Annotated in this window: 15 protein-coding genes; 2 read left to right on the forward strand and 13 right to left on the reverse strand. The window is 62.3% G+C overall.

Going from position 1 to position 15,551, the window contains the following annotated elements:
- Positions 1–59: 59 nt before the first annotated feature.
- From ACTJKT_RS08560 to ccoN (ACTJKT_RS08605), 10 genes are all read right to left on the reverse strand, one after another.
- On the reverse strand, positions 60–470 hold the full coding sequence (locus ACTJKT_RS08560) for a type II toxin-antitoxin system VapC family toxin (RefSeq protein ID WP_440786784.1): 411 nt from the start codon (positions 468–470) through the stop codon (positions 60–62).
- Positions 470–724 (reverse strand): type II toxin-antitoxin system Phd/YefM family antitoxin, encoded by a 255-nt coding sequence (locus tag ACTJKT_RS08565; protein WP_053278143.1) that lies wholly within the window; start codon positions 722–724, stop codon positions 470–472. Before ACTJKT_RS08565 ends, ACTJKT_RS08560 begins: the two co-directional genes overlap by 1 nt.
- 164 nt (positions 725–888) lie before the next feature.
- Positions 889–1,866: a cytochrome-c oxidase, cbb3-type subunit III gene (ccoP, locus tag ACTJKT_RS08570; protein WP_009047944.1), complete on the reverse strand. Its 978-nt coding sequence runs from the start codon at positions 1,864–1,866 to the stop codon at positions 889–891.
- The gene (locus ACTJKT_RS08575) at positions 1,863–2,048 is read right to left on the reverse strand and encodes a CcoQ/FixQ family Cbb3-type cytochrome c oxidase assembly chaperone (RefSeq protein WP_003175465.1); all 186 of its coding nucleotides are present in this window, start codon (positions 2,046–2,048) and stop codon (positions 1,863–1,865) included. Before ACTJKT_RS08575 ends, ccoP (ACTJKT_RS08570) begins: the two co-directional genes overlap by 4 nt.
- Positions 2,049–2,054: 6 nt before the next feature.
- Positions 2,055–2,663 (reverse strand): cytochrome-c oxidase, cbb3-type subunit II, encoded by a 609-nt coding sequence (gene ccoO / locus ACTJKT_RS08580; RefSeq protein WP_009042961.1) that lies wholly within the window; start codon positions 2,661–2,663, stop codon positions 2,055–2,057.
- Positions 2,663–4,105, reverse strand: a complete 1,443-nt coding sequence (gene ccoN / locus ACTJKT_RS08585) for a cytochrome-c oxidase, cbb3-type subunit I (protein ID WP_440786785.1) — start codon at positions 4,103–4,105, stop codon at positions 2,663–2,665. Before ccoN (ACTJKT_RS08585) ends, ccoO (ACTJKT_RS08580) begins: the two co-directional genes overlap by 1 nt.
- 478 nt (positions 4,106–4,583) lie before the next feature.
- Positions 4,584–5,537, reverse strand: coding sequence for a cytochrome-c oxidase, cbb3-type subunit III (ccoP, locus tag ACTJKT_RS08590; protein WP_440786786.1), 954 nt, complete (start codon positions 5,535–5,537; stop codon positions 4,584–4,586).
- Complete coding sequence (locus ACTJKT_RS08595; RefSeq protein ID WP_009047946.1) at positions 5,534–5,758, reverse strand: cbb3-type cytochrome oxidase subunit 3; 225 nt, start codon at positions 5,756–5,758, stop codon at positions 5,534–5,536. The genes ccoP (ACTJKT_RS08590) and ACTJKT_RS08595 overlap by 4 nt, the downstream gene beginning before the upstream one ends.
- Before the next feature lie 3 nt (positions 5,759–5,761).
- Positions 5,762–6,370: a cytochrome-c oxidase, cbb3-type subunit II gene (gene ccoO / locus ACTJKT_RS08600; protein ID WP_025804238.1), complete on the reverse strand. Its 609-nt coding sequence runs from the start codon at positions 6,368–6,370 to the stop codon at positions 5,762–5,764.
- Positions 6,371–6,380: 10 nt separating this feature from the next.
- A complete protein-coding gene (ccoN, locus tag ACTJKT_RS08605) occupies positions 6,381–7,805 on the reverse strand; it encodes a cytochrome-c oxidase, cbb3-type subunit I (protein WP_025804237.1) in 1,425 nt (474 codons plus the stop codon).
- Positions 7,806–7,904: 99 nt separating this feature from the next.
- On the opposite strand from ccoN (ACTJKT_RS08605), the gene ACTJKT_RS08610 reads away from it, so the two are divergent.
- Positions 7,905–8,603, forward strand: coding sequence for an alpha/beta family hydrolase (locus ACTJKT_RS08610; protein ID WP_440786787.1), 699 nt, complete (start codon positions 7,905–7,907; stop codon positions 8,601–8,603).
- 171 nt (positions 8,604–8,774) lie between these two features.
- On the opposite strand, the gene ACTJKT_RS08615 is transcribed toward ACTJKT_RS08610, so the two are convergent.
- The 3 genes from ACTJKT_RS08615 to acnA form a co-directional block, all read right to left on the reverse strand.
- Entirely contained in the window at positions 8,775–10,340 is a 1,566-nt protein-coding gene (locus tag ACTJKT_RS08615; protein ID WP_226304940.1) for a methyl-accepting chemotaxis protein, read from the reverse strand.
- 171 nt (positions 10,341–10,511) lie between these two features.
- Positions 10,512–11,303: a CPBP family intramembrane glutamic endopeptidase gene (locus tag ACTJKT_RS08620; RefSeq protein ID WP_097302682.1), complete on the reverse strand. Its 792-nt coding sequence runs from the start codon at positions 11,301–11,303 to the stop codon at positions 10,512–10,514.
- A gap of 161 nt (positions 11,304–11,464) precedes the next feature.
- Entirely contained in the window at positions 11,465–14,206 is a 2,742-nt protein-coding gene (gene acnA, locus ACTJKT_RS08625; protein WP_097302683.1) for an aconitate hydratase AcnA, read from the reverse strand.
- Positions 14,207–14,413: 207 nt separating this feature from the next.
- On the opposite strand from acnA, the gene rlmM reads away from it, so the two are divergent.
- Positions 14,414–15,487: a 23S rRNA (cytidine(2498)-2'-O)-methyltransferase RlmM gene (rlmM, locus tag ACTJKT_RS08630; protein ID WP_440786788.1), complete on the forward strand. Its 1,074-nt coding sequence runs from the start codon at positions 14,414–14,416 to the stop codon at positions 15,485–15,487.
- Positions 15,488–15,551 lie beyond the last annotated feature (64 nt).

Consider the following 15,551-nt stretch of genomic DNA (forward strand, 5'->3'; position numbering starts at 1 on the left):
GTGTAATGACTTGAATCAATTGACTTGTGAATTATGGACGCTTTTCGCCGCGACCGCGTTCAATCCTTCCACGGGTTGAGCAGTCGCACACCGCTGGGCTGGAAGTCGGTGATGTTGCGGGTCACTACTGTCAGCCCGTGTTCCAGGGCGGTCGCCGCAATCAGGGCATCGCATTCATTGCTGCGATCCGGAACATGCAACCGGGCGCAGCGCATCGCGATGGCGTGGTCAATGGCCAGTATTCGTCCGTCGAAAGCGGGCATCACGCGCAGTTCCAGCCAGGCGCGCAGCAGCGCCCCTTGGGTGCGATCACGGCGTTCCAGCCGCAGGATGCCGGTTTCCAGTTCCAATAACGTAATGACTGACAAAAACAGGCTGGTCGGCGCCACGGTCTGAGCCCAGGCCACTACCTGGCGATCAGCGTTGGGCTTGCGTAATTCGGACACAACGTTGGTATCGAGCAAAAACATCAGGACAGATCGATCTCGCGAGGAATGATGGTGGCGCGCTCTGTTTCGAAATCGATTTCAGGCGCTTCAGGCATGGCCAGCATGTCGACGATGCTGGTGTTCAGGCCGCTCAGTTTTTCGTAGTCCTCAATGCTTAGCAGCACATGGGCGGGCCTGCCACGGTCGGTGATGATGACCGGGCCGTTTCTTGAGGCTTTTTTGGCACCACTTGTGTCCTGATTGAATTCGCGACTGGAGATGGTGATGGTGGCCATGGTCATGCCCTCGACAAAAGTTTCATGTAGCAACGTTACTACTCTTGGCGTGGAGGGGGCAATCTCAAGCGGGGCGGAGCGACGGACGTAAGGGGAGAGGAAAATAAAAAGGCCCCGCCAATGTCCATTGGCGGGGCCTTTTCTGTTACCTGAAGGTGTCTGCCTTACTCGGCGTCCGCCGGCTTGTCGCTGTGGGACAGGCTGTAGACGTAAGCGGCCAGCAGGTGAACCTTGTCGTTGCCTTGCAGCTGTTCCTGGGCAGGCATCTGGCCCTGACGGCCGTAACGGATGGTCTGCTGCAGTTGGGCGAAGCTCGAGCCGTAGATGAACGCGCCCGGGTGGGTCAGGTCAGGCGCGCCCATGGCTGGGGTACCTTTACCGGCCGGACCGTGGCACGCCACGCAGTTGGCGGCGAAGATCTTCTGGCCGTTGGCCGGATCGGCCTTGGCGCTTTCCGGCAGCTTGCGGCCATCGAGGTTGGTCAGCACATAGGCGGCCACATCGCTGACGCCTTGCTCGCCGATGACTTCGGCCCAGGCCGGCATCACCGCGTGACGACCGCCCATGATGGTGGTCTTGATGGTTTCCGGCTCGCCGCCCCAGCGCCAGTCGGCGTCGGTCAGGTTCGGGAAGCCGTAGGCACCCTTGGCGTCGGAACCGTGGCAGACCGAGCAGTTGGAGGCGAACAGGCGGCCACCCATCTTCAGGGCTTGCGGGTCCTTGGCGACTTCCTCGATCGGCATGGAGGCGAACTTGGCGAAGATCGGGCCGAACTTGGCGTCCGACTTGGCCATTTCCTTTTCCCACTCGTGCACGCCGGTCCAGCCGGTCTGGCCGTTGGCGAAGGGGGTCTGCTTTTCGGTATCCAGGTAGTTGTAGCCTGGCAGGATGCCTTTCCAGTTACCCAGACCCGGGTACAGCACCAGGTAACCCAGGGCGAAGACGATGGTGCCGACGAACAACATGAACCACCATTTCGGCAGCGGGTTGTCGTACTCCTCGATCCCGTCGAAGGAGTGGCCGACCGTCTCGTCGGTCTGCTCGGCGCGCTGGCCCTTGCGGGTCGACAGCAGCAGCCAGGTCAGGGCGAAAATGGTACCCAGACTGAGGACTGTGACGTACAGACTCCAGAACGTAGTCATTCTTTGTTACTCCTAGAAGCTTGCTCGACGTGCTTGATGGCTTCGGGATCATCCGCGAACGGCAGCAAGGTGGCGTCTTCGAACTCGGACTTGCGCTTGGGGCTGAACACCCACAGCGCCAGGCCGATGAAGGCCACCATCACCACTACGGTGCCCAGGCCACGAATCATCCCGATATCCATTAAGAATCACCGTTTGCTTTTGATGATGGTGCCCAGGCCTTGCAGATAGGCCACCAGCGCGTCCATTTCGGTTTTGCCCTTCACGGCATCCTTGGCACCGGCGATGTCTTCGTCGGTGTAAGGGACGCCGAGCGTGCGCAAGACTTCCATTTTTTTCGCGGTGTCTTTGCCGTCGAGCTTGTTTTCTACGAGGAACGGGTAAGCCGGCATTTTCGACTCAGGTACAACGTTGCGCGGGTTGTACAGGTGCGCACGCTGCCAGTCATCGGAGTAACGACCGCCAACGCGGGCCAGGTCCGGACCGGTACGCTTGGAACCCCACAGGAACGGGTGGTCCCAGACGCTTTCACCGGCGACCGAGTAGTGGCCGTAACGTTCGGTTTCGGCACGGAACGGACGGATCATCTGCGAGTGGCAGCCGACACAGCCGTTGGCGATATAGACGTCGCGGCCTTCCAGTTCCAGGGCGGTGCGCGGCTTCATGCCTTCCACCGGTTTGTTGGTGACGTCCTGGAAGAACAGCGGGACGATCTGGGTCAGGCCGCCGATGCTGACGGCGATGACCATGAAGAAGGCCAGCAGGCCGATATTCTTCTCTACTGCTTCATGCTTCATCAGTGAGCTCCAACTACAGAGATCTGAGCGGCGGCTTCAGCGTCAGCCGGGTTCGAGGCGCGAACGGTACGGAACACGTTGTACGCCATGAACAGCATGCCGGCGGCAAAGAACGCACCGCCCAGGGCACGCACGATGAAACCAGGGTGGCTGGCCTGCAGGGCTTCGACGAAGGAGTAGGTGAGGGTGCCGTCATCGTTGATTGCACGCCACATCAGGCCCTGGGTGATGCCGTTGACCCACATCGAGGCGATGTACAGCACGGTACCGATGGTAGCCAGCCAGAAGTGGGTGTTGATCAGGCCGATGCTGTGCATCTGCTGACGACCGAAGACTTTCGGGATCATGTGGTACAGGGCGCCGATCGAGATCATCGCTACCCAGCCCAGGGCACCTGCGTGTACGTGGCCGATGGTCCAGTCGGTGTAGTGCGACAGCGAGTTGACGGTCTTGATCGCCATCATCGGACCTTCGAAGGTCGACATGCCGTAGAACGCCAGGGATACCACCAGGAACCGCAGGATCGGGTCGGTGCGCAGCTTATGCCAGGCGCCCGAGAGGGTCATCATGCCGTTGATCATGCCGCCCCAGCTTGGCGCCAGCAGGATGATCGACATGGCCATGCCCAGGGACTGCGCCCAGTCCGGCAGCGCGGTGTAGTGCAGGTGGTGCGGACCGGCCCAGATGTACAGGGTGATCAGTGCCCAGAAGTGCACGATGGACAGGCGATAGGAGTAGATCGGACGCTCGGCCTGTTTCGGCACGAAGTAGTACATCATCCCCAGGAAGCCGGTGGTCAGGAAGAAGCCCACGGCGTTGTGGCCGTACCACCACTGGATCATGGCGTCGGTCGCGCCCGAGTAAGCCGAGTAGGACTTGAAGAAGCTGACCGGCAGGGAAGCGTGGTTGACGATGTGCAGCATCGCGGTGACCACGATGAAGGCACCGTAGAACCAGTTACCCACATAGATGTGCTTGGTCTTGCGCTTGACGATGGTGCCGAAGAACACCAGGCCGTAGGTGACCCAGACGATGGCCAGCAGGATAGCCAGGGGCCATTCCAGTTCCGCGTATTCCTTGGTGGTGGTGTAACCCAGCGGCAAGGTAACGATCGCGCCGACGATCACGGCTTGCCAACCCCAGAAGGTGAAGGCCGCCAGGCTGTCGGAAATCAGTCGCGTTTGGCAGGTTCGCTGCACGACGTAGTAAGAAGTGGCAAACAATGCACATCCACCGAAGGCGAAAATCACCAGGTTGGTGTGCAGCGGGCGCAGGCGTCCAAAGGTCGTCCATGGCAGGTCGAAGTTCAACTCCGGCCAGACCAGTTGCGAGGCGATGAAGACACCGAGCCCCATGCCAAGGATCCCCCAGACCACCGTCATGATGGCGAACTGGCGGACTACCTTATAGTTATAAGCAGTCGGACTGATTGCTGTGCTCATTCTAAGGTTCCACGGTTTGGGTGTTTTATTAGGAGTAAAAATCGGCCGCAAGTATGGAGAAAGCAGGGGGTCATTGCAACGCGCCATGACCTGGGTCAATGCTTTCAAAAGCTGATTCTGCGGCCTTTCCATGCGCGGAGTAAGGACAAAATCAGCCTCGGACAAAATGTCGCAGCGGATGAAAAAGGCGAGGGGGTACAGGTCAGTTGTAACCGGGTGTGTGGAAAGCCATTGAACGAGCGACAGACGGTAAGTGGCGCGACAGCCGGTATAAACCAGCCTTTGCGGCCTGTCCTCGAACGACGGCTTCGAATGGAGCGGCTACTTCTGGTCTGTGACCGGCCAGTGCCAGTCCACTGCGAAGCAGCTTAGACCCGAATCCGGAGAGTTGAAAGGCAGGGAGTAGAGAGGGTGCGACACTTGGTCGCGCAGAGGCAGGGAACTGCCGCATCGAGCGATGCGGCAGTGGGTGGAGCGGTTATTGCGCGCTTGAGGTTTCAGTCTGCGGCTGGTTGGCCGCATTGTGGGACAGGCTGTAGACATAGGCCGCGAGCAACTGGACCTTGTCGTTGCCGAGCAGTTCGTTCTGCGCCGGCATGTGGCCCTGGCGACCGTGGCGAATGGTCTGTTGCAACTGGGTCAGGCTGGTGCCGTAGATGAAGCCCGCCGGTTGCGTCAGGTTCGGCGCGCCCATGATTTCAGTGCCTTGGCCATTGGCGCCGTGGCAGGCGACGCAGGTGGCGCTGAACGCCTGCTTGCCAGCGACGAGGTCGGCGCTGCTGTCGGCAGGCAACGGCAGGCCGGCGAGTTCGTGACGCACATAGGCCGCGACGTTTTTCACCCCGTCCTCGCCCAGCACTTCGCCCCAGGCCGGCATGGCCGCCATGCGACCGCCCATGATGGTGGCCTTGATGGTGTCGGCGTTGCCGCCCCAGCGCCAGTTGTTGTCGGCCAGGTTAGGGAAGCCGAACGCACCCTTGGCATCCGAGCCGTGGCACACCGAGCAGTTGGAGGCGAACAGGCGTCCGCCCATTTTCAGCGCCTGCGGGTCCTTGGCCACTTCTTCCACGGGCATGGCGGCGAACTTGGCGAAGATCGGACCGAACTTGGCGTCTGCCTTGTTCATTTCCTTTTCCCATTCCTTGGTCTGGGTCCAGCCGTCCTCATAGCCCGGCAGGATACCTTTCCAGTTGCCCAGGCCCGGGTAGAGGATCAGGTAGCCGACGGAAAACACCAGGGTGCCGGCGAACAGCAGGAACCACCATTGCGGCAGGGGGTTGTCATACTCCTCGATGCCATCGAACGCGTGCCCCATGGTCTGGTCGACGCTGCCCTTGGTCTCGCCCTTGCGCGTGCCGATCAACAGCCAGGTCAGGCCGATCAGGCTGCCTATGGTCAGTACGCAGATGTACGTACTCCAGAAGGTGGTCATGGCCGAATGCTCCTTGTCGCATGCTCTTCGGATTGAGCGTCATCAGATGGATTGCCGGGCACTTCCGGCGAAGGTTCGTCGGCGAAGGGCAGCAGGCGCGCCTGGGCGAACTCAGGGTTGCGCTTGGCGTTGAAGACCCAGATCGACAGGCCGATGAAGGCAATCATCACCACCAGCGTGCCGAGCCCGCGGATCATGCCGGTATCGAGTTCAAGACCCATGGCTCACCTCTTGCTCTTGATCGCAGTGCCAAGCACTTGCAGATAGGCGACCAGGGCGTCCATCTCGGTCTTGCCCTTGAGGGAAGCGACGGCACCGGCGATATCCTCGTCGTTGTACGGCACGCCGAGGGTGCGCATGGCACGCAGCTTGGTTTCGGTGTGGCTGCTGTCGACCTGCTGGGTGACCAGCCATGGGTAGGCCGGCATCTTCGACTCGGGCACCACGTTGCGCGGGTTGTACAGGTGCGCGCGGTGCCAGTCGTCGGAGTAGCGGGCGCCGACCCGGGCCAGGTCCGGACCGGTACGCTTGGAGCCCCACAGGAACGGGTGGTCCCAGACGCTTTCACCGGCGACCGAGTAGTGGCCGTAGCGTTCAGTCTCGGCGCGGAACGGACGGATCATCTGCGAGTGGCAGCCGACGCAACCTTCGCGGATGTAGATATCGCGGCCTTCCAGCTGCAGGGCGGTGTAGGGCTTCATGCCGTCCACCGGCTTGTTGGTGACGTCCTGGAAGAACAGCGGGACGATCTGGGTCAGACCGCCGATGCTCACGGCAAACACCATCAACAGCATCAGCAGGCCGACGTTTTTCTCGATGACTTCGTGTTTCATGGCGGACTCCTCAGGCCATCTGCGCAGCGGCGGTGATTTCGGCAGGCTGGGCCGCGCGTACGGTGCGCCAGGTGTTGTAGGCCATCAGCAACATGCCGAAGAGGAAGATCGCGCCACCGACGAAGCGCACGATGAAACCAGGGTGGCTGGCCACCAGGGTTTCGACGAAGGAGTAGGTCAGCGTCCCGTCCTCGTTGACGGCACGCCACATCAGGCCCTGGGCGATACCGTTGACCCACATCGAGGCGATGTAGAGCACGGTGCCGATGGTGGCCAGCCAGAAGTGCGCGTTGATCAGGCCGATGCTGTGCATCTGCTGACGACCGAAGACTTTCGGGATCATGTGGTACAGCGCGCCGATGGAGATCATCGCCACCCAGCCCAGGGCGCCGGCGTGTACGTGGCCGATGGTCCAGTCGGTGTAGTGGGAGAGGGCGTTGACGGTCTTGATCGCCATCATCGGACCTTCGAAGGTCGACATGCCGTAGAACGCCAGGGACACCACCAGAAAGCGCAGGATCGGGTCGGTGCGCAACTTATGCCAGGCCCCCGAGAGGGTCATCATGCCGTTGATCATGCCGCCCCAGCTCGGTGCCAGGAGGATCAGCGACATCACCATGCCCAGGGACTGCGCCCAGTCAGGCAGCGCGGTGTAGTGCAGGTGGTGCGGGCCGGCCCAGATGTACAGGGTGATCAGTGCCCAGAAGTGCACGATGGACAGGCGATAGGAATACACCGGACGCTCGGCCTGCTTGGGCACGAAGTAGTACATCATCCCCAGGAAGCCCGCGGTCAGGAAGAAGCCCACCGCGTTGTGGCCGTACCACCATTGCACCATGGCGTCGGTCGCACCGGCATACACCGAGTAGGACTTGGTCAGGCTGACCGGCAGTTCCAGGTTGTTGACGATGTGCAGGATGGCCACGGTGATGATGAAGCCGCCGAAGAACCAGTTACCGACATAGATGTGCTTGGTGTTGCGCTTCATCACCGTGCCGAAGAACACGATGGCGTAGGCCACCCAGACGATGGTGATGAGGATGTCGATCGGCCATTCCAGCTCGGCGTATTCCTTGGAACTGGTGTAGCCCAGCGGCAGGCTGATGGCCGCCAGGAGGATGACAAGCTGCCAGCCCCAGAAGCAGAACGCGGCGATTTTCGGCGCGAACAGCTGGGTCTGGCAGGTGCGTTGCACCGAGTAGAAGGAGCTGGCGAACAGTGCGCAGCCACCGAAGGCGAAGATCACCGCGTTGGTATGCAACGGGCGCAGGCGACCGAAACTGGTCCAGGGCAGGTTGAAGTTGAGTTCGGGCCAGACCAACTGGGCAGCGAGAAAAACCCCGAGCCCCATGCCGACGATGCCCCACACCACCGTCATAATGGCGAATTGGCGGACCACCTTGTAGTTGTAGGCGGTACTGATAGAAGTGTTCATGGTTCCCCATCCACGGTTCAGCTGAAGTGAAAGCGACTGCGCACGGCAAGGCGCGCTCACTTCTTCTGGAGTTATAGGCAGACTAAAAGCGAGGTAAGCATGGGCAAACGGCAAGGGGCTGTTATTGACGGGGATCAATGGGCGCAGTGCGTGCGGGAACGGGGCTGGCTCTGGGATGTCGCGCAGGAGCCGCTGGCCGGCGAACCCCTGACCCTGATCCTGGCCCATGGCGCCGGCGCGCCGATGGACAGCGCTTTCATGAGCGACATGGCCGCACGCCTTGCGGCGCATGGGGTCAACGTCCTGCGCTTCGAGTTTCCCTACATGGCCCAGCGTCGCCTCGATGGTGGCAAACGGCCGCCTAACCCGGCGCCGAAGCTGCTGGAGTGCTGGCGCGAGGTATATGCCCAGGTGCGACCTCATGTCGCTGGGCGGCTGGCCATCGGCGGCAAGTCCATGGGCGGGCGCATGGCCAGTTTGCTGGCCGACGAGCTGGGCGCCGATGCGCTGGTGTGCCTGGGGTATCCGTTTTATGCCGTCGGCAAGCCGGAGAAACCGCGGGTCACCCACCTGGCCGAATTGCACACCACGACCCTGATCGTCCAAGGCGAGCGCGATGCCCTGGGTAACCGCGAGGCGGTCGAAGTCTATGCGCTGGCGCCGGCTATCGAGCTGTTCTGGCTGGCGGCCGCCGACCATGACCTGAAACCGCTCAAGGCCTCAGGCTTCAGCCATGAGCAGCACCTGGAGGCGGCCGCGCGGAAGGTTGCTGAGGTTTTGCGCCAGTTGAACGGCTGAACGACTCTTCTGTAGGAGCGAAGCTTGCTCGCGATTGNAGGCGACAAGGGTGGCGACTGTCAGGCCGCATCGCGAGCAAGCTTCGCTCCTACAGAAAACATGCGCGTGGGGCTGGAAAGCAGGCAATAAAAAACCCGGAAGGCGAACCTTCCGGGTTTTTTGTTTTGCGGCTTAGCGGTTGAAGCGTTCGACCAACGAGTACTGGGTGTTGGCGGTGCGGGTCAGTTCTTCGCTGAGTTGCGCCGAGTTCAGGGCCTGCTCGGAGGTTTGGTCGGCCAGTTGGGCGATGGTGCTGATGTTGCGGCTGATCTCTTCGGCCACGGCGCTTTGCTCTTCGGTGGCGGCAGCGATCTGGGTGGTCATGTCGGTGATGTTGGCCACCGCTTCGCTGATCCCCACCAGCGCCTGGTCGGCTTCCAGTACCCGGGCCACGCCTTCCTCGGCCTGACGATGCCCGGCGTCCATGGTCTGCACCGCCGTACTGGCGGTTTGCTGGAGCTTGGCGATCAGGGTGTGGATCTGGCCGGTGGATTCGCTGGTGCGTTGCGCCAGTTGGCGCACCTCGTCGGCCACCACTGCGAAGCCGCGGCCCATTTCCCCGGCGCGAGCCGCTTCGATGGCTGCGTTCAACGCCAGCAGGTTGGTCTGGTCGGCGATGCCCTTGATCACATCGACCACGCCGCCGATTTCGTCGCTGTCCTTGGCCAGTTGGGTCACGGTCAGGCCGGTTTCACCCACCACCACCGACAGGCGCTGGATCGCTTCGCGGGTTTCCCCGGCGATGTCGCGCCCACGCCCGGTGAGGCGATTGGCTTCCTGGGTGGCGTCGGCGGTGCGCTGCACGTGGCTGGCCACTTCCTGGGTGGTCGCGGCCATCTGGTTGACCGCGGTGGCCACCTGTTCGGTCTCCACGCGTTGGCGTTCCAGGCCGCTGGAGCTGTTGTGCGCCAGGGTGTCGGACTGGCGTGCCTGCTCGTTGAGGTGCTCGGCGGTGTCCTGCAGACGGGTCAGGCAGGTTTTCAGGCGGGCTTCCTGGCTGAGGATCGACATCTCCAGGCGCGCCTGGGCGCCACGGCTGTCGGTGTACATCTGGGCGATCAGCGGGTCGGAGGTGGTCTGCTCGGCCAGGCGCAGCAAACGCTTGAGGCCGCGCTGTTGCCAGCTCAGCCCGAGCAGGCCGAGCGGCACGGAAAGGCCGGCGGCGAGGGCAAAGCCCCAGGAAGAGTTGAGCCAGACGCCAATCAGGAAGCTCAGCTGGCTGACCAGGATGAACGGCAGCCAGTCCTGGAGCACTGGCAGCCATTTATCGCGTTTCGGAATCGCCGACTTGCCCTGGTTGATACGTTGGTAAAGCGCTTCGGCCCGGCGGATCTGCTCGGCGGTGGGCTTGACCCGCACCGACTCGTAGCCGACCACTTGCTGACCTTCGAAGACCGGTGTCACGTAGGCGTTGACCCAGTAGTGGTCACCGGTCTTGCAGCGATTCTTGACAATGCCCATCCATGGCAAGCCTTGTTTCAGGGTGGCCCACATATGCGCGAACACCGCGGCCGGAACGTCGGGGTGACGGACCAGGTTGTGCGGTGCGCGGACCAGTTCCTCACGAGAAAACCCGCTGATTTCAACGAAGGCATCGTTGCAGTAGGTGATCACGCCTTTGGCATCGGTAGTGGAGATCAACCGTTGCTGAGTCGGAAAGGTACGTTCGCGCTGGGTGACGGGCTGGTTGTTACGCATGGTTTTTCTATCCGCAAGGCTTTGATAGGTTGTCGGCGGTCTTCGCCAATTATTGAAGTTTTTTTATGGAATTTGAGAATTGTCTCATTGACAGAGGCCTTATTCTTCAAGGAGGGGCGAGGGGAGGCGGCGAAGCCGAGGCCCGTTCAGGGAGCCCCGGCTTCGCAAGGGTCAACCCGCCAGCATCGGGTAGGTGAACAGCCCGAAGTGCAGCAGGTTCAGACCGAAATGGGTGGCCACCGCGGCGCCCAGGCCGCCAAAGCGGTAGGCCAGGCCGTAACCGACCCCGGCGATGCTCGCCAGCAGCCACCATTGCCAGCCGGCGCCCACATGCATCAGGCCGAACAGCAGGGCCGCGCACATCAGTGCCAGGTTTTCACCATAGGGCAGGTGCTTGAAGCGACGGCTCAGGCCGCCCTGAATGTAGCCACGAAACAGCGCTTCTTCCACCAGGGTGACCAGCAGCAGGTTGTTCAGCACCCACAGCCAGGCCTGATCCGGCCATTTCGGCGCCCAGTCGATGATGCCCAGCAACACCGCGCCGCCCAGGGCCGCCAGTGCGGTCAGGGTCAAGGCCAGGGCGGTGGTGTAGAGGGACAGGCGCAGCGAACGCCGGCCGATGATCCAGGGGCAGACCAGCAACAGCCAGAAGCCGATCAGCGGCTTGTCCTGGTTCAGGTACATGGAAAATGGCACGGCATCGGCGGTGAAGCGTTCCGGGCCGATCGCTCGGCCATTGTAGAAGCCGGGCAGCCAGTGCATGGCCAGCGCCAGGGCCAGTACCACGAACAGGCCGTGCCCCAGGTAGCGCGCGTAAGGGCTTTTCTGCTGGCGCACGGCAAAGCCCGCGCACAGCAGCAAGGCGACGGAAACCGCCGCCAGCAGGCCCAGTTGGCCGTAGCTCAGGGCCAGGGCGTAACCAATGGAGAGAAGTGCCAGGTACATCCATGGCAGAACAGTCATGTGAAATCCTTGTTGCGAAAAGAATGGAATCAGCCGCTCGCGCCACCTGCGTCAGCGGTTACTGGATAGAACGAACGGGGGGCCAGTATAACGAGGCGGGGGCGATGAATAAGTGAAACAAAAACACCGCCCGGAGGCGGTGTCGGTTTTGCGGCATGGCGTTACGCGGCGATCAGCTGTCGCAGGACGTAGTGCAGGATCCCGCCGGACTTGAAGTATTCCACTTCGTTCAGGGTGTCGATGCGGCACAGCACCTCGACCTTTTCCTGGCTGCCATCCTCGCGGGTGATCACCAGGGTCAGGTTCATCCGCGGCGTCAGTTCGACGCCGGTCAGGCCCTGGATATCCAGGGTTTCCTTGCCGGTGAGGTTCAGGCTCTTGCGGTTCTGGTCGAGCTTGAACTGCAGCGGCAACACGCCCATGCCCACCAGGTTGGAGCGGTGGATACGCTCGAAGCTCTCGGCGATCACCGCCTTGACCCCCAGCAGGTTGGTGCCCTTGGCGGCCCAGTCGCGGCTGGAGCCGGTGCCGTATTCCTGGCCGGCGATCACCACCAATGGCGTGCCCGATTGCTGGTAACGCATGGCCGCGTCATAGATCGCCAGTTTCTCGCCGGTGGGGATATAGAGAGTGTTGCCGCCTTCTTCGCCACCGAGCATTTCGTTGCGGATGCGGATGTTGGCGAAGGTGCCGCGCATCATCACCTGATGGTTGCCGCGACGCGAACCGTAGGAGTTGAAGTCCCGCGGTTCCACGCCTTGCTCGCGCAGGTAGCGTCCGGCCGGGCTGTCGGCCTTGATATTGCCGGCCGGGGAGATGTGGTCGGTGGTCACCGAGTCGCCCAGCAGCGCCAGGACCCGCGCGCCCTCGATATCCTCGATCACCGGCAGAGGGCCGGCGATGTCGTCGAAGAAGGGTGGGTGCTGGATATAGGTGGAATCCGCTTGCCACACATAGGTCGCGGCCTGCGGCACTTCGATGGCTTGCCACTGGGCGTCGCCGGCGAACACCTCGGCGTATTCCTTGTGGAACATCCGGGTGTTGACCTGGGTGACCGCCTCGGCGATTTCCTGGGTGCTCGGCCAGATGTCGCGCAGGTAGACCGGCTTGCCGTCCTTGTCTTCGCCCAGCGGCTCGCGGCTGATATCGATGCGCACGCTGCCGGCCAGGGCATAGGCCACCACCAGCGGCGGCGAGGCCAGCCAGTTGGTTTTCACCAGCGGGTGCACGCGGCCTTCGAAGTTACGGTTGCCGGACAGCACCGAGGCGACGGTCAGGTCGGCTTTCTGGATGGCTTTCTCGATCGGCTCCGGCAAGGGGCCGGAGTTGCCGATGCAGGTGGTGCAGCCATAACCCACCAGGTCGAAGCCCAGGGCGTTGAGGTACTGGGTCAGCCCTGCGGCCTGATAGTAGTCGGTGACCACTTTCGAACCCGGGGCCAGCGAACTCTTCACCCAGGGCTTGCGCTTCAGGCCTTTTTCCACGGCCTTTTTCGCCACCAGGCCGGCAGCCATCATCACGCTGGGGTTGGAGGTGTTGGTGCAGGAGGTGATAGCGGCGATCACCACTGCGCCGTTCTTCAGGCGATAGGTCTGGCCATTGTGGGCGTAATCGATTTCGCCTATCAGGTCGGCGCTGCCCACGGCCACGCCACCACCGCCTTCGCTTTCCAGGCGGCCTTCTTCTTTGCTGGTGGGCTTGAACTGCAGGTCGAGAAAGTCGGTGAAGGCCTGGCCGACATTGGGCAGGGAGACCCGGTCCTGCGGCCGCTTCGGCCCGGCCAGGCTGGCTTCCACCGTATCCATGTCCAGTGCCAGGCTGTCGGTGAACACCGGCTCCTGGCCCGGCAGGCGCCACAGGCCCTGGGTCTTGCTGTAGGCCTCCACCAGTTTCACCACGGCGTCCGGGCGGCCGGACAGGCGCAGGTATTCCAGGGTGATGTCATCCACCGGGAAGAAACCGCAGGTGGCGCCGTATTCCGGGGCCATGTTGGCGATGGTGGCACGGTCGGCCAGCGGCAGGTCGGCGAGGCCGTCGCCATAGAACTCGACGAATTTGCCGACCACGCCTTTCTTGCGCAGCATCTGGGTGACGGTCAGCACCAGGTCGGTGGCGGTGATGCCTTCCTTGAGCTTGCCGGTCAGTTTGAAGCCTATGACTTCCGGGATCAGCATCGACACTGGCTGGCCGAGCATCGCCGCCTCGGCCTCGATACCACCCACGCCCCAGCCGAGCACGCCGAGGCCGTTGATCATGGTGGTGTGGGAATCGGTGCCCACCAGGGTGTCGGGGAAGGCGTAGGTGCGGCCGTCTTCATCCTTGGTCCAGACCGTGCGGCCCAGGTATTCCAGGTTGACCTGGTGGCAGATGCCGGTGCCCGGCGGCACCACGCTGAAGTTGTCGAAGGCGCTCTGGCCCCAGCGCAGGAAGGCATAACGCTCGCCGTTGCGCTGCATTTCAATGTCGACGTTCTGTTCGAAGGCGGTGCTGCTGGCGAACTTGTCGACCATCACCGAGTGGTCGATCACCAGGTCCACCGGCGACAGCGGGTTGATGCGTTGCGGGTCGCCGCCGGCCTTGGCCATGGCGGCGCGCATGGCCGCCAGGTCGACCACCGCTGGCACGCCGGTGAAGTCCTGCATCAGCACCCGCGCCGGGCGGTACTGGATCTCGCGATCCGAGCGACGCTCCTTGAGCCAGGCGGCGAGGGCCTTGAGGTCGGCGCCGGTGACGGTCTTTTCGTCTTCCCAGCGCAGCAGGTTTTCCAGCAGGACTTTCAACGACATCGGCAGCTTGTCGAGATCGCCAAGGCGCTTGGCGGCTTCCGGCAGGCTGAAATAGTGGTAGGTCTTGTCGTCGATTTTTAATGTTTTAAGGGTTTTCAGGCTATCGAGGGACGGCATTGAATCACTCCTTTTGGTCCGCACGGCTACGGACCTGACGGGAAGGGCAGAGCTCTTAAGCTAGCCCTGTTTTCAGTAGCTGGCTAATAACTGGACTCTATGGACAAGTCCAAGGTTCCGAACTCGGCTATCATGCGCCGGTTTTCGTGACAGGCTTTGCAACAGCGGGTTTGCGCATGATTGATTGCCAATTGCCCAGGAGATTCGATGAACACCCTCTTTATGCACTGCCGGCCGGGCTTCGAAGGCGAAGTCTGCTCCGAGATCGCCGACCATGCCGCGCGCCTGAACGTGGCCGGGTATGCCAAGGCCAAGCCGAGCAGCGCCTGTGCCGAGTTTGTGTGCAGCGAAGAAGACGGCGCCGAGCGCCTGATGCGCGAGCTGCGTTTCGCCGAGCTGATCTTCCCGCGGCAATGGGCGCGGGGCGTCTTCGTCGATCTGCCGGAAACCGACCGTATCAGTGTGATCCTGGCCCATCTGGCGAGCTTCCCGACCTGCGGCAGCCTGTGGCTGGAAGTGCTGGATACCAACGACGGCAAAGAATTGTCGAACTTCTGCAAGAAATTCGAAGCGCCACTGCGCAAGGCCCTGACGGCGGCCGGCAAGCTGGTGGACGATGCCGGCAAGCCGCGCTTGCTGCTGACCTTCAAAAGCGGTCGCGAGGTGTTCGTCGGCCTGGCCGATGCCGGCAATTCGGCCATGTGGCCGATGGGCATTCCGCGCTTGAAGTTCCCCCGTGAAGCGCCCAGCCGCTCGACCCTGAAGCTGGAGGAGGCCTGGCACCACTTCATTCCTCGCGATCAGTGGGACGAGCGCCTGCACGGCGACATGACCGGCGTCGACCTGGGCGCCGCCCCGGGTGGCTGGACCTGGCAACTGGTCAACCGCGGCATGCTGGTCACCGCTGTCGACAACGGGCCTATGGCCGAAAGCCTGATGGACACCGGCCTGGTGCAGCACCTGATGGCCGACGGTTTCACCTTCAAGCCCAAGCAGCCGGTGGACTGGATGGTCTGCGACATCGTCGAGAAGCCGGCGCGCAACGCCGCCTTGCTGGAAACCTGGATCGGCGAGGGTCATTGCCGCGAAGCGGTGGTCAACCTGAAGCTGCCGATGAAACAGCGTTACGCGGAAGTGAAGCGTTTGCTCGAACGGATCGAGGACGGCTTCAAGGCCCGTGGCATTCGCGTGGCCATCGGCTGCAAGCAGCTGTACCACGACCGTGAAGAAGTGACCTGCCACCTGCGCCGGCTGGATGAAAAGAAGCCCAAGGCCCGTTGATCAGAGTTGCGGCGCAATGTCACAGATAGCGTCGATGCCGGCATTGCGCGACAATGCCGGCCAG

Source organism: Pseudomonas sp. 22526, assembly GCF_052044735.1.
GTDB lineage: Bacteria > Pseudomonadota > Gammaproteobacteria > Pseudomonadales > Pseudomonadaceae > Aquipseudomonas > Aquipseudomonas piscium.